Raw genomic sequence first — 13906 nt, 5'->3', positions numbered from 1 at the left:
GCCCGATTTCTCGCAGTTATCTCCGCTCGGCAACTCTGACTGTTGGCCGCTGCCGCAGTACTCAACTCCAATAATTTTTTTATGAGGCTTAGTCACTATGATTCGTCGTCTGCAAGCGACGGGCCTGGCAGTTGTCATGTCCGTTTTTCTGGCCGCCTGCGGTGGTTCAGAACAGTCCACCAGCACCAATGAAACAGCCGGCACTCCGGAAGTTTCCAGCATCAAGGTTGGTATGTCCGGTGGTTACTACCCCTTTACCTTTGTTGAGAAAGACCAGCTGCAGGGTTTTGACGTTGATGTCTGGAATGAGTTGAGTAACCGTCTTGACCGTCCCGTTGAGTTCGTCACGGCTCCTTTCTCCAGCTTGTTCGGTATGCTGGACAGTGAACGTATAGATACCATCTCCAACCAGATCACCATCACTGAAGAGCGCAAGAAGAAGTACAACTTCAGCGACGTTTATGTATTTGACGGTGCCCAGATTACTGTTAATGCCAATATTAATGACATCAACAGCCTGGAAGACTTGAAAGGACGCACTGTAGCCGTAAACCTGGGCTCTAACTTTGAAGAGCTGCTACGTGATTTTGATACCAACAACGAAATCACCATCAAAACCTACAGTGCCGGTGGTATTGAGCAGGAAGTCGCCCTTGGTCGTGTTGATGCCTTTATCATGGATCGCCTGTCTGCAGCCGAGCTGATCAAAAAGTCCGGCCTGCCTCTGAAGCAGACTGGTGAGCCTTTCGAAGTCATCGAAAACGCTATGCCTTATCTGAGAACTGAGTCTTCCGAGGAGCTGCGTCTCCAGGTGAACCAGGCTCTGAAAGCCATGCGTGAAGACGGCACCCTGGCCGAGATTTCCCAAAAATGGTTCGGTACTGATGTCACCAGCAAAGGCTGACCTTAAAGCGTAATAAGTAAAATATGACCGAATTAGATTTATCATTTGCCACCGACCTGCTGTTACAGCTGGTCGGTGTTTTGCCTGTTACCCTGGGAATGTCTTTCCTGGCCATGGCTCTGGCCCTGGTACTGGCGATTTTCTTCGCCATTGTCCAGATATTTCGGATCCCAGGCCTGAATGGTTTTACCCAGCTTTATATCTCTTTCTTCCGTGGTACTCCCCTGCTGGTACAGCTGTTCCTGTTCTATTACGGACTGCCCCAGATGTTCCCCAGTATGACCGCCATCAGTGCATTTCAGGCTACGATTCTAGGTCTGGGTCTGCACTTTGCTGCCTATATGGCAGAGCTGATTCGGGGAGCCATCCTGGGTGTTGATCGCAGCCAGATGGAAGCGGCGCTCAGTGTTGGCATGGATCGATTAACAGCCATGCGTCGTATTATCCTGCCCCAGGCTGCACGTATTGCTGTACCAGGTCTGATGAACAGCTTTATCGATCTGCTGAAGAGCACGTCCCTGGCATTCACTCTGGGTGTTGCGGAAATCATGGCAAAAACCCAACTGGAAGCCGCATCCAGTTTCCGATTCCTGGAAAGCTATCTGGTGCTGGCCCTGGTTTACTGGGTCGTCATTATGATTATGACCTGGGGTCAGAAGTATACGGAAAGACGACTGGAGGAAGCTTACTGATGGCGCTGCTGGAACTTCGTAACCTTCATAAAGCTTTTAACGGTCAGACTGTTCTGGATGGGATTGACCTGCAAGTGCAGCAGGGCGAAATCGTTGTCGTCCTTGGCCCATCCGGCAGCGGCAAGTCTACAATGCTGCGCTGTATTAATTATCTGGAAACACCGGATAAAGGCACCATCACCATTTCGGATCAGTCGGTTGACGCTGAGAGTGCTGGCAAGAAAGAAATTCTGGCTTTAAGACGCAAAACATCGTTTGTGTTCCAGAATTATGCGCTGTTCAAAAATAAAACAGCCCTCGGCAATATCACCGAAGCACTGACGACTGTTCATGGTATTCCCGAGCAGAAAGCCCGTAAAAAAGCCATGACCATTCTGGAAGATGTTGGCCTGGCCGACCGACATGATGCCTGGCCTTCAGCATTATCAGGTGGTCAACAACAGCGAGTGGGGATTGGCCGGGCCATGGCGCTGGATGCTAACCTGATGCTGTTTGATGAGCCCACCTCGGCTCTTGATCCGGAAAAGGTCCATGAAGTACTGGATCTGATGAAAAAGCTGGCCCGCCAGAAACGCACCATGATGGTTGTGACCCACGAAATTCCCTTTGCCCGTGAAGTCGCTGATCGGATAATTTTTATCGATGGCGGAAAAATCGTGGAAATGGGAACACCAGAAGAGATTCTTGATAATCCACAAGATCCCAGAACCCGAGATTTCTTAAGACAGGTTCTCTAGGGGATGTAAATATGAGGCGAGACTTCAATCAGCAGGAAAGCCTCACCTTTCATGGTTTTTCGCTATAAGCGGCAGTCTGGTTCTAACCAAACCGCTTATCAACTAACTTTTTTGGCTTTTTTGCCAGTTAACTCACGCACTTCTGCCAGTATGCCCCTATCCCAAATATGCTTCTATTAATCAATAGTGTTGGGAAAACAGGGAAATATCCATGATTTCTGCATGGTCTTTATTGCTGGTAATTCTCCTGATTACCTTGGCTTTTAAACGTACAAACCTGAAAACATCTTCCATGGTCATGGGAGGGTTTACCGTTATCTCATGGCTGTTCAGTGCCGGTGGTGCAACAGTACTGGCTGCATTAATTGTGGCAGCAGTCCTTGGTGGACTGACCCAAACCAGATTCCGTGCCAATACTATTACCCGCCCCATTTTCAAGATTTACAAAAAACTCCTACCCACAATGTCTGAAACCGAAAGTACAGCGCTCGAAGCTGGCACGGTCTGGTGGGAAGGAGAAATCTTCTCGGGTAAACCCAACTGGTCAAAACTGCTTAATCATCCGAGTCCTTCCCTCAGCCAGGAAGAACAGAATTTTCTGGATAACCAGACTGAGACTCTGGCTTCTATGGTGGATGAGTGGCAGATCAGCAGAGATGGCGATATGCCCAAAGACGTTTGGGATTACATGATGAACGAGAAGTTCTTCGCCATGATTATTCCCAAAGAGTATGGTGGCCTTGGCTTTTCAGCTCAGGCTCAATCAGCAGTTCTTCAGAAGCTGTCCAGTATTTCAGGTTCAGTCTTCTCAACGGTTGGCGTACCAAATTCCCTGGGGCCTGCCGAGTTGCTTCTGAAATACGGAACCCAGGAGCAAAAAAACTACTACCTGCCCAGACTGGCAGATGGGCGGGAAATCCCATGTTTCGGCCTGACCGGTCCACGGGCAGGCTCGGATGCCACCTCACTTCCGGATACCGGTGTGATCTGCCGTGGTGAATATGAAGGCAAGTCCATGATTGGTATTCGCCTGAATTTCTCCAAGCGCTATATCACCCTGGCCCCTGTGGCTACGGTTGTGGGTCTGGCCTTCCGTATGTTTGACCCAGAGGGACTGCTGGGCGAGGAAAGCGATATTGGTATCACTGTCGCACTGTTGCCTCGCGGATTGGAAGGAATGGACATCGGCAGACGCCACAAGCCTCTGGGCTCTCCTTTTATGAACGGACCGATTCGAGGGAAGGATGTCTTTATCCCTCTCGATTTCATTATCGGTGGTGCTGAGATGAAGGGAGAGGGCTGGCGCATGCTGGTCGAATGTCTCTCAGTTGGACGCTGTATCACTCTCCCCTCTTCCGGTGCCGGTGGAAGTAAATATGCAGTTGCATCAACTGGTGCCTATGCCCGCATCAGAAGACAGTTCAACGTTCCTGTAGCGAAACTGGAAGGAGTTCAGGAAACAATCGCCAGAATTGTCGGGAATGCCTATATCTCCGCTGCGGGTGCAAGGGTTACAGCCATTGCCATTGACCAGGGTGAAAAGCCTGCCGTTCCTTCAGCCATTCTCAAGTACAACCTGACCGAGATGGCCCGCCAGACAGCCATAGATGCCATGGATGTGCATGGCGGTAAGGGCATTATCGATGGCCCGGGAAATTACCTGGCTTCCGGATATGCTTCGGTACCGGTTGCCATTACCGTGGAAGGCGCAAACATTCTAACCCGCTCCATGATTACCTTTGGCCAGGGTGCTATTCGTTGTCACCCATATGTTCTTCCGGAGATGCATGCTGCCCAGAACAATAGCCTTGAAGACTTCGATAAAGCACTCTTCAGCCACTTCGGCATGATCTTCTCCAATGCCGCCCGCTCACTGGTGATGAGCCTGACCAATGCAGCACTGGTATCAGTGCCAGTCAGTGGTGCAACCCGCAAGTACTACCAGAAGATTGATCGCTACAGCGCCTCTTTCGCCTTTGCGGTTGATATGTGCATGTTCTCCCTTGGCGGCCAACTGAAATTCCGCGAGCTTATATCAGCCCGCCTGGCTGATATGGTTTCCAAACTCTACCTGGCCTCCTGTGTCCTCAAACACTGGGATGATCAGGGACAACAGAGGGATGATCTGCCCGTTGTCGACTACTCCTGCAGGAAGCTGTTTGCCGAATTTGAAGATGCCATGCAGGAGCTGATCCGTAACCTGCCAAACCGTCCGGTCGCCTGGATGCTGCGAGCGGTAACTCTGCCACTTGGCCGCAGAGCCAGAAAGCCCGGAGACAGACTAGTATCCAAAGTTGTCGGGCTGGTCACAGCAGCCACACAAACCCGCGAGCGTCTTATCCAGGGAATTTATCGCGGAGACAGCGGGCATAATCCGCTTTATGCCTACGACTCTCTTCTGTGTCGGGTGGAAAAGGCTGACCCGATTTATCGCAAGATCGGCGAAGCCTTAAAAAAAGGCCGATATAACGAAGCTGAACTGACCATTGAGGGGCGAATCACCCAGGGGGTTGCCATAGGTATTCTCACCGAAGAAGAAGGCCGATTTATGCTGGAATTTGAGAAAGATGTACTGGACATGATTAATGTGGATGACTTCCCACTGGAGCATTTTGGTTCGGTGGCTGTCAATCACGATAAATCATCTGATTCTTCCGGTCGAAATCAGGCTGCCTGACACACAACATTACCCAACATAGATTATTACAGGGCCTATAGCAGTTGCTGTTACAGGCCCTGTCTCTGAGAAAATCCACCTCTCCTGACTGACAACACTGTTCTCTACTCTGTCTTTCCATATTTCCCGTCGCACGCTTTTCCTGTCTGCAGGTCAATAGTAGGGAGTATATTGAGAACAGTGGTTAAGAGAATGCAGAAGCCAATTTTTTCCAGATTCATAACTATTCCAGGTTGCATCCTGATGGTAACGGCCACGTTATATGTAAACGCCAGTGAAAAGGACAGAAGCACGGTACTTAATCTGTTATACGAAGTAACATCGGGCATCCCAGGAGTGTATGACTACCTGCTTCTGGCCCAGAGTTGGGAGCCGCAGTACTGTTACTCAATAAAAATGCAAAAGAAGGGATGCAACTCTCAGGCGGTACGGGACACCAAAACACTGGGAGTTCATGGTCTATGGGCACAGTACAATAACGGCAGCTACCCAGACTTCTGCCCTGGCAGCCCGGGCTGTGACTTCAAGAGATCCATATGTCATGCAAATATAACGGCACTTCCTGAGCAGGTTCAGGCCTTTCTGAACCAAACCATACCTGTAAGCCCAGATGAACTCATCGACCATGAATGGGAGAAACATGGTACCTGCTCAAATATGACCCAGACAGAATATTTCACCGCAATAGAGAGAGTCTTTAATCAGATTCCAACTCCACCAATCATCTCAGAAAATGTCGGCAAGTCCGTCAGCTATCACGAGCTGGACGCCGCCTACCAGCATCAAGCCATGTTTAGTTGTGATATCGATAACGGTCAGTACTATCTCAGCACTGTCTATACCTGCTGGTCATATGGGGCAAAGCAACCGTTTCAGTGCCCCCCTAATATGATGAACAGCAAAAATAATAATTGCAGAAATGCGCCAGGGAACATCTCGATTCGCCAGCTTGACTAGGTTGCGTTGACAATTAAACAAATCTAAGAGTTCCAGCCCGTATCAAGTTGTTAGCCTGTAAGATCACACACTCCAGCGTCATATCAGAAAATCTGGGCTACTCTATCGATCCACTTGAGATAGAACATGGCATGCTCAGAAGTAAACTAATAGTAATAATTTTATTATTATTTTCCGCACTATCAGCGCCTCTGGCCCTGTCAGCTGAAGACAGACATGGTGTCAGTCTTCTGCCCCCTGAAATTCAGCAACGCATGCTTTCAGAAAATGGCAGTCTTACCAGTTGGTATGTCAGGCAGGAAGCCTGGAATATTCTCACCATGGCAGGGGTTATGGCAGGGACTTATGCATTGACAAGGCAAGCCCCTTCCTGGCTACCTTTGGGCCACCTGATGACAGCAGCAGGTATAGCCCTTGACTACAAAACATCCCAAACCTGGACCGAGTTTTACCTCCGCCAGGGGGCATTGCTTCCTGTTCTGGCTGTGAAACAGATCCAAAATGGGATCTTCCATGATAATGAACTCTCCCCACTGGAAGATATAGCGACAGAAATACCCAATATTTTTCTCAGCCTTTATGAAATAGGTGAACAACAGCGATCCGGTTTTCATGGGGTAACAAAAATCAGGCTTAGCCAAAACAGTCTGAATGACCTGCCTCCTCTCTACCTGTCAACAGCCCCCTGCCCAACATTGACGTTTTACATATCCCAGCTTGACCGTCCAGCTTGCCCTGATCCCACAGGCAGATTGCATAACAGTCTGAGCCTGATGGTTTGTGAGGCCTACAAAAAACATTTCAGCAGCATCTCATTTATTCCTGAAGAAAATGAGCAAACGGCCAGTTTGAAAGTAATTCTGCGTGGTGATAAAGGCTACAGACAGCTGGTTATTGAGCAGGCCCGAAACAGTACACCATGGATAACAGATATTTTAACGAGCAACCAGATTGTTCATACTGCTTCAGCAACCCTGAATCCACTGTCAGAAAACACGATTCAACAGGTAAGTGACTTTATTGCAGGAGACCTGCCAACCAGTCATATCACCATGACAACAAATGAAGGCAATTATTCAAGAGTGCTCGGCGGAAACCACCTGCAGACCATCACACTGGGATCAGAAGGATTTTTACTGGTTGACCACAGCTTAAGCCAGGGAACACTAGCTCCCGACATTTGGATTGATACTACAGCTCCTGCAGGAAGTATTACTCAAAAATGGCTTGATACGATTGAAAGCAGACTGACGCCAGGAGCTGGCAAAGGGTTATGGAGACTCTCCTCTGCACTGAAATCAGTACTCTACCGCTCTGCAATGAAATATGGCTTCTCTTGGATAAATGATTCATATATCGGGGCGGATGATAATGCCAGGGAACCCCAAAGTAATGATGAACCCTCCCCACCGGAAGATATAGCGACAGAAATACCTTGCCCATTTGATCCGGAACAGCTGACGACCAGAGATCTCATCGCCCACAATAACCAAATCCAGAATCACCTTGAGAGTGCCAAACAGCAAATCAGCCAGACACCAGGCAAAGTCATTGTTGTTCTGGACGACCGGACAAATGAAACAGCCCAGAAGCGAACCCAGTTTGCACAAATGAAGGATACTTATAGCTCACAGGATATTTCAACAGACCCTGTCTCAACTCAAACTATCGGAAGTGACGGGAATATGCGGAAAATTGTGAACATCAACCCACAGTTTCTTGAAGATGATGACCTAAAAAGTGTTAAGCAGATGCAGGAAGAATGGATAAAACGAGCAGACAAAGTACTGACTGTTGTTGATAATGAAAATCTTCAAAATATCAGAGACATCAATCCTGCATGTCGATCCAGAGCCTTAAACTGGCTGCGGGATATAAGTGCAAGAGCGGCTGCAGAACAAAGCACTTCGAATAAAACATTCCTCTTTTATTCAGATATTCCTTTTATGCAGCGGGGATTCAATTCAGGTCATCAAACTTTACCCAATAACTGGAGGTTTGAGGGTTCTGAGTCATCACTACATATTTGGTGTACTAATGACAGTGTCTGGAGAGCTGAACTTAATAAATTTATGACCAGATAAAGATCTGTGCTTAGGAAGGTTTAAATGGTAAAAGCACATCCACTGTGCTTATGTTTCACTCAAAGGATCAGTCTTGGCTATCTCTTTGATGGTTTTTATTTTGCCAATCTTTGGGAACAAAAATATAAGCAGATTGACCAAGCATAATGGTGATGACCCTGCAGACGACAGAGGCTCAATCAACATAACTGGATATTATTCTGAGAAATATCAACAAATGATTGCATTTCGTCAGATAAAGCGAGAAAAACCGAAACAAATATTCGGTTTTCAACCAGCCAAAAACAACTGCACCAGATCAAAGAATTATCAACACTACTGGTATTAAACTATTTGCTGGTGCTTTTTAATCCTTGAGGAATGCAGTTGATGGCTCCCAAGCACATACCTCATGGCCAAAGGAAATCATGGCGCCAGGCGATTGGAATGGTAATAACTGTTGCCATTATTCTTTCGGCCTGTATTCGCATTGGATATGCAACATATCTTGAGTACGAACCACCCACAAAGATTCTTGATCTGAATAAATACTTTAACTTTCATCAAGACTGACATCAGATTGGGTTCGATTCTGACAAGGGAATGTCATTTAGAACATGACGTATCAGGTTCTGTTGACGTTAGTTTATGCGATTCAGTGGCTCAGAAAGCCGCTAATCGCAAGAAAGGCTTGTGAAGGTGTAGTGGTTCTACATCAAGCAAGTCTGACGCAGCGAGTGGCGGCTTTCTGAGCCACCCGCAGGGCACCAGCGAGGCTTTCCAGCTCGTCGTTACAGCCGTTCGAAAGACAACCAGTATTCCTTCACGCCTGCGTCTAGATCTGAAAAGCCTCGCTGGCGCTGAATGCAAAAACTAACGTCAACAGAACCTAGAACAACCCTTGCTGTGTACCTATGACCTGATCAAAACCCATCCCTATAAATGGCAGGATACCTTCAGCTACAGGCTTCAACTGTTTATCAATATAGTGCTGGTAATCTATAGCATTTGCGTGATATTCAACCGTTTCCGGCCCTGCAACAGTTATCAGGTAACTGATCCAGCCCTTGTGCTGATAACATAAAGATTTGCCCAGCGCTCTATTTTTATCATCAGCATGCCGCGCAGCACGAACCTGGGGCGGGATATTTTTTACATATTCATGCAGATGGCGTCGTAGCCGTTTACGGTAAACCAGCTGATCGTCCACCTCTCCAGCAAGTGTCTTTTCCACATATTGCCTAATCAGGTTCTCCGGAGATTTATCCGCAAAAACGATTTCATACAGTTCTGTCTGAAAGGATTTTGCCAATTGAGTCCAGTCGGACCGCACGGTTTCCAGCCCTTTGAAAATCAGTTTCTCACCGTCACCAGTTCGCTTTATACCAGCATAACGTTTTTTGCTGCCTGTTTCCGCACCCCGGATCGTTGGCATTAGAAAACGGGTATAGAGGGTTTCGTATTCAAGCTCCAGGAAACACTCCAGATCAAACTTGTCTTTGACGACCTGTTTCCATAGTCTGTTGACTTTCGCTTCAAGACTCTTACCGGTTTTATCAGCTTCATCGCAACTTATATCATCTCCCAGCAGGACAAATATCGAATCCGTATCACCATAGATAACCTTATGACCTTCTTCCTCAATCCACCGGGCTGTCTGCTGCATGATTTCATGCCCACGCATGGTGATAGAACTGGCAAGGCGCGGATCATAAAAACGGCAACCACCTGAACCCAGTACACCGTAAAACGAGTTCATAATAATCTTCAGGGCATGGGAACGGGCATCATCCCGCTCCTTTTTCGCTTCATCACGCTGCTGCCAGAGGCTAGCGATAATATCTGGCAGAAAGTGATGGTCACGGGAAAAACGTGCTCCCAGAAATCCCTCTATGGCTTCATCAGGACGCTGCAGACCTTCAATCAGGCCCATTGGATCAATCCTGAAAGTGCGGATAATGGATGGATACAGACTTTTAAAATCAAGCACAAGAACATTGCGATAGAGACCGGGCACCGAATCCATAACATAACCACCCGGGCTCGCCAGCCCTCCTCCGTCAGGAAGATTGGGTGCGATATAGCCAGCACGATGGAGCCGGGGTAGATAGAGGTTGGTAAAAGCAGCCACGGAACCGCCCTGACGATCAAGTTCCAGACCGGTCAGCTGGCCACGCAATCGCAGATAGTCCAGCAATCGGGTTTTCTCGAAAATCTCCCAAACCAGTTTACAGTCTTCAAGGTTATATCGAGCCAGCTTTGGCTTGTTATAACGGAAGTCATGATTAATGGCCGCCATGCGATTTTCAACATCTTCAGTATCCTTGCCTCGCCCCAGCAAGCTTTGACTGACAAACTCCAGGCTGAAGCTGTCAAACTGCCATGTGGCAGACTTGAGCCCGTCAATACCATCAACCACCATCCGTCCCGGAATAGTGATAAAACCCTGACCGCTTTCATCACGCCGGTCACGCCAGTGAACCTGTTGCCTGCCACGCCCAAGATTCAGCTTGATGCCATGCAGCGCAGCACGTTTGACCAACAGGCGGAAATCAAAGTTGATAACATTCCAGCCAATCAATATATCCGGATCCCATAAAGCAGTGATATCGACAAGACTTAGCAACAGGCTTTTTTCATCAGGAACCCATTGAATATACTCTTCAGCGCATTCAACTGGCTCTCCAACCATTACCACCCGGGATTCGACATCTCCTTTCTCACCATGACCGAACAGGCTAACGGAATACAGCTGCCCACGTTCTGAGCATTCAAGGTCTACAGAGACGACGGAAAAGCGTGGTGAATAGTCAGCAGGACGAATCCTGACCTGCCGGTATTCGGTATAGGACTCAAACGCTGTTGGAGTGCCAATAAACTCAAGCCCGCCATTCACAAACTTTTCCATGAGATAGCGATCATGGAGGCGAAAGTCAGCTTCAAATGGAATAATCGCTAAATCAGAGAAAACCCGTCTTGCCTGCCAGGCCATATCGATAGTGCGAAAATACAGCCCGGTCACAGGAGACTGCTGAAATGTTTTAAGGGAGAGCGATTTATGGTGGCAGGGAATTTCGGCCTGCTGTAGTGCCAGAAGCGCTTTGTCCTGATCATCAGTGTGAATAAACAGAACCGGCTGCTCACCTTCGATAACAAGTCTCGACGGGCCATGATCGGTAACAACCCAGAGAACAATTTCAGTATGCCGGCTGCGGTCATAGCTTGTTCGGTTCAATAGAAAACCGGCATGAATGGAATCATTCTCAACCTGGCTCACAAAGACCTCTAAATAATTATTTGGAAAGACCTGAATACTACCATGAATAGAAAACCCGAATAGCTTGGAAGCTATTCGGGTTTTAGAGGTAAACCGGGTGAGGTTAATCAGGCATAGTCATGCTCAAAGACACTTTCAGCCTGAATTTTATTTACCAGAGCCATATAAATGCGATCCCGCTCAATCTTGTTATTAAACACAAACTCCCTTCGGGGCTGGTTGAGATCGGATACACCGGGCCAGAACATCACAATAGTATGACTGCCATAAACATCTTCTTTCTGAAGGTAAGAAATGGTACTCAGATTAACCAGTGTTCCCTTGATTTCAAAGAAAACTGCTGACATCCCAAACTCCTTGTTGCGAGTTATTGTATTTATAGAAATACCCTTTCTACACCACCTGGTGAATCGGGTATCTCATTATTTTCAACTGTTTGGCCTGCCTGTTTTGGCATGGTTCTAACCTAACACAACCGCATAGGTACAAATACGGCAACAGACGTTTTTTTCATCCTTTGAAAAATGCTTTAATTTTCAATCAATCACAGCCTTGAAGCTCTACCAGAACATGACAGAAAACTGACGAAACTATTCTCTGCCTTTCACTGGTAATAAAGACTATCAAACTACCAATGAAACATTACGCATAACTCTTATACCGGAAATTAAACTTCTTCTAATAAAATCAACTTTTTTATTTTACTTCATTCATCCCGTCATGATTGCCCGACCAGCGTTCGCAGTGGTGCACGCTCACATGTGCCTCTTTTTTTCATGCTTTGTTTGTTTTGCTGGCGGTTATGATTCTTTCACCATTGCTTACTCATATCCCAATGGCCTCCCTGGTTACCCTTTAAATTATGATGGTGTGGAATATGACTGAAACTCACCACTTTGTCCGTATCCTGAAAGTTGCCCCCAGACAGGATAAGCCGTACTGCTTACCTGTTTTATGCTAACCGTTATCGGCCAATTCAGCCGCGCGCCGACAGGCGCGTCGGGTGGAAGGGCGAAGACCCGGAGCGAACTGGAAATTTTTGTTAGGCATCCTTGCTTGGCTGTTAGCAATTTATTTGAACCTGATAGAGCTTTGAAGGACTAAATGATATGGATCCAACAACAATCAAATCAGATTCTTCTGATGTACACTCACTAAGCAGTTTAGATGAGCCAAAACTTGGCCAGAGAAGTGTAAAAAAAGCAAAATTTAGCAACTATGAGTGTACAACGATTACATTGCCTTCTGAGTGTAGAACACGAAGTTTAATCAGAGATTTTAGTAGTGTAGATCGTGATTACGCTTCAAAAATGCAGTTAGCAGAATCACCTTGTGAATTCCACCATATGCTGCTGCCAGATTTGACAACACAGAAAGAATTAGTCTCTAAATTAACTCTAGAACAAGGGCTACTAGAGCATGTTGATGAATTTTCTTTAGAGAATATGGCTGCTGCATTATATTATTCAGGCATCAGTTCATATGATGAAATGTCGCAACTTAGTCTAAAAATAATTCCTCCTGGGCCTGTGTTCCATACATGGTATGCTTACCATGGATTGACATTATTTGATGGCGTAAACAATGATAAAAAATTAGATTATATTAAATTGATAGACGAGGAAGCATCAAGACTATCAAAAAAAGATATACCACTATTGTTAATTTATACAAATAACTCAATGACAGAACCCCAAATAAAAACAATGAATAGTTTGTTTGTTGATAATGATAATGTTCTAGTACTTTCAGTTGAAGAGGACTTATCACATTTACCCATGGTAGATGGATTCAAGGATCAAAAAACAAAAGATATTGGACTAATGGATAGGGTTAGGGTCTGTGCTATTGTCGATGCGAAGCGCGTCCTCAAAGCAGCAAGACATAAAGCGAAGAAAATAAGTAAAGAAGTTTTATTGGAAAGGCTGTCTTTATGGGAAGATAAATCGCTAACATATAGTGATATTGATAATGTTTTTATAAAGCCAAGAGTTTTTCAAATTGCAGCAAATGGTTTTTGCAATATGTCACACCTGCTTTCTTCGAATATTTTAATAGCACCACGAGAAATTGAAAAACTACCAAAACCATTAAATGTTCGAGCAGAATTGCATAACGCTCATTTTCATTATTTACGTGATTATAATTTAATGAATTTAGAAGAATTGGAGAAAAAGTCGGAAAGATTATTTAGATATCTTTTAAGCGGTAGTGCTCATGAAGAATACCAGAAAATAAAAAATCAACCTAGTGCAATGGAAATCTGGGATGAAGAAACAAATTATTACAGTTCAAGCACAGATCTTTTGTCAGAAGAGGATATAGAACAAATAATGTCAAAACAATACCCTAGAGAGGCTTTTTTTAAACATTTAGAGACACTGAGTCATTCTCCAAAAAATATAAGAAAACTCTCAAGGCTTGTAGGTATTCAGCAACTTCGTCTTATTAAAATGAATTATCATGGGACTTGGAAAGAAATTTAGGATGCCTAACTTCAATATGGTGAGCGCTGTTTCGGCGATTTTCAAGAAGAGCTTCAATCTGGTATCTTTGCTCTTGAGTCAGCTGCTTGTATTGTCTGGTTTGTGAACTCATT

The 13906-nt window shown here is 46.0% G+C and carries 10 protein-coding genes; 8 read left to right on the top strand and 2 right to left on the bottom strand.

Features of this window, described 5'->3' with window-relative positions; genetic code table 11:
• Positions 1-97: 97 nt before the first annotated feature.
• The 7 genes from M3P05_RS15970 to M3P05_RS15940 all read left to right on the top strand — a co-directional run bounded on the left by M3P05_RS15970 (position 98) and on the right by M3P05_RS15940 (position 8603).
• Positions 98-904 (top strand): amino acid ABC transporter substrate-binding protein, encoded by an 807-nt coding sequence (locus M3P05_RS15970; RefSeq protein WP_249701026.1) that lies wholly within the window; start codon positions 98-100, stop codon positions 902-904.
• 23 nt (positions 905-927) lie between these two features.
• Positions 928-1596, top strand: coding sequence for an amino acid ABC transporter permease (locus M3P05_RS15965; protein WP_249701025.1), 669 nt, complete (start codon positions 928-930; stop codon positions 1594-1596).
• Positions 1596-2333, top strand: coding sequence for an amino acid ABC transporter ATP-binding protein (locus M3P05_RS15960; RefSeq protein WP_283777838.1), 738 nt, complete (start codon positions 1596-1598; stop codon positions 2331-2333). Before M3P05_RS15965 ends, M3P05_RS15960 begins: the two co-directional genes overlap by 1 nt.
• Positions 2334-2544: 211 nt before the next feature.
• A complete protein-coding gene (locus tag M3P05_RS15955) occupies positions 2545-5010 on the top strand; it encodes an acyl-CoA dehydrogenase (RefSeq protein WP_249701024.1) in 2466 nt (821 codons plus the stop codon).
• A gap of 243 nt (positions 5011-5253) precedes the next feature.
• Positions 5254-5967, top strand: coding sequence for a T2 family ribonuclease (locus M3P05_RS15950; RefSeq protein WP_249701022.1), 714 nt, complete (start codon positions 5254-5256; stop codon positions 5965-5967).
• 131 nt (positions 5968-6098) lie between these two features.
• Positions 6099-8051 (top strand): hypothetical protein, encoded by a 1953-nt coding sequence (locus tag M3P05_RS15945; RefSeq protein ID WP_249701021.1) that lies wholly within the window; start codon positions 6099-6101, stop codon positions 8049-8051.
• A 369-nt stretch (positions 8052-8420) separates the two neighbouring features.
• On the top strand, positions 8421-8603 hold the full coding sequence (locus M3P05_RS15940; RefSeq protein WP_249701020.1) for a hypothetical protein: 183 nt from the start codon (positions 8421-8423) through the stop codon (positions 8601-8603).
• Between the two features lie 316 nt (positions 8604-8919).
• Here the strand turns inward: M3P05_RS15940 and M3P05_RS15935 are convergent, their stop codons facing one another.
• Both M3P05_RS15935 and M3P05_RS15930 read right to left on the bottom strand, forming a co-directional pair.
• Entirely contained in the window at positions 8920-11307 is a 2388-nt protein-coding gene (locus M3P05_RS15935; protein WP_249701019.1) for a DNA polymerase II, read from the bottom strand.
• A gap of 107 nt (positions 11308-11414) precedes the next feature.
• Positions 11415-11654: a hypothetical protein gene (locus M3P05_RS15930; RefSeq protein WP_249701018.1), complete on the bottom strand. Its 240-nt coding sequence runs from the start codon at positions 11652-11654 to the stop codon at positions 11415-11417.
• A gap of 762 nt (positions 11655-12416) precedes the next feature.
• Between M3P05_RS15930 and M3P05_RS15925 the strand changes: the two genes are divergently transcribed.
• The gene (locus tag M3P05_RS15925) at positions 12417-13793 is read left to right on the top strand and encodes a hypothetical protein (RefSeq protein WP_249701017.1); all 1377 of its coding nucleotides are present in this window, start codon (positions 12417-12419) and stop codon (positions 13791-13793) included.
• The last annotated feature ends 113 nt before the right edge of the window (positions 13794-13906 follow it).

It is taken from the genome of Parendozoicomonas callyspongiae (assembly GCF_023502345.1).
GTDB classification, from domain to species: domain Bacteria; phylum Pseudomonadota; class Gammaproteobacteria; order Pseudomonadales; family Endozoicomonadaceae; genus Sansalvadorimonas; species Sansalvadorimonas callyspongiae.
Note: the sequence above shows the minus strand (reverse complement) of the source record. Positions and strands in the feature narration are given on the sequence as shown.

Excerpts from the sequence above, each read along its gene's own strand:
- M3P05_RS15970 (WP_249701026.1), top strand. The coding sequence starts at position 98 with ATGATTCGTCGTCTGCAAGCGACGGGCCTGGCAGTTGTCATGTCCGTT.
- M3P05_RS15965 (WP_249701025.1), top strand. The coding sequence starts at position 928 with ATGACCGAATTAGATTTATCATTTGCCACCGACCTGCTGTTACAGCTG.
- M3P05_RS15960 (WP_283777838.1), top strand. The coding sequence starts at position 1,596 with ATGGCGCTGCTGGAACTTCGTAACCTTCATAAAGCTTTTAACGGTCAG.
- M3P05_RS15955 (WP_249701024.1), top strand. The coding sequence starts at position 2,545 with ATGATTTCTGCATGGTCTTTATTGCTGGTAATTCTCCTGATTACCTTG.
- M3P05_RS15950 (WP_249701022.1), top strand. The coding sequence starts at position 5,254 with ATGGTAACGGCCACGTTATATGTAAACGCCAGTGAAAAGGACAGAAGC.
- M3P05_RS15945 (WP_249701021.1), top strand. The coding sequence starts at position 6,099 with ATGCTCAGAAGTAAACTAATAGTAATAATTTTATTATTATTTTCCGCA.
- M3P05_RS15940 (WP_249701020.1), top strand. The coding sequence starts at position 8,421 with ATGGCTCCCAAGCACATACCTCATGGCCAAAGGAAATCATGGCGCCAG.
- M3P05_RS15930 (WP_249701018.1), bottom strand. The coding sequence starts at position 11,654 with ATGTCAGCAGTTTTCTTTGAAATCAAGGGAACACTGGTTAATCTGAGT.
- M3P05_RS15925 (WP_249701017.1), top strand. The coding sequence starts at position 12,417 with ATGGATCCAACAACAATCAAATCAGATTCTTCTGATGTACACTCACTA.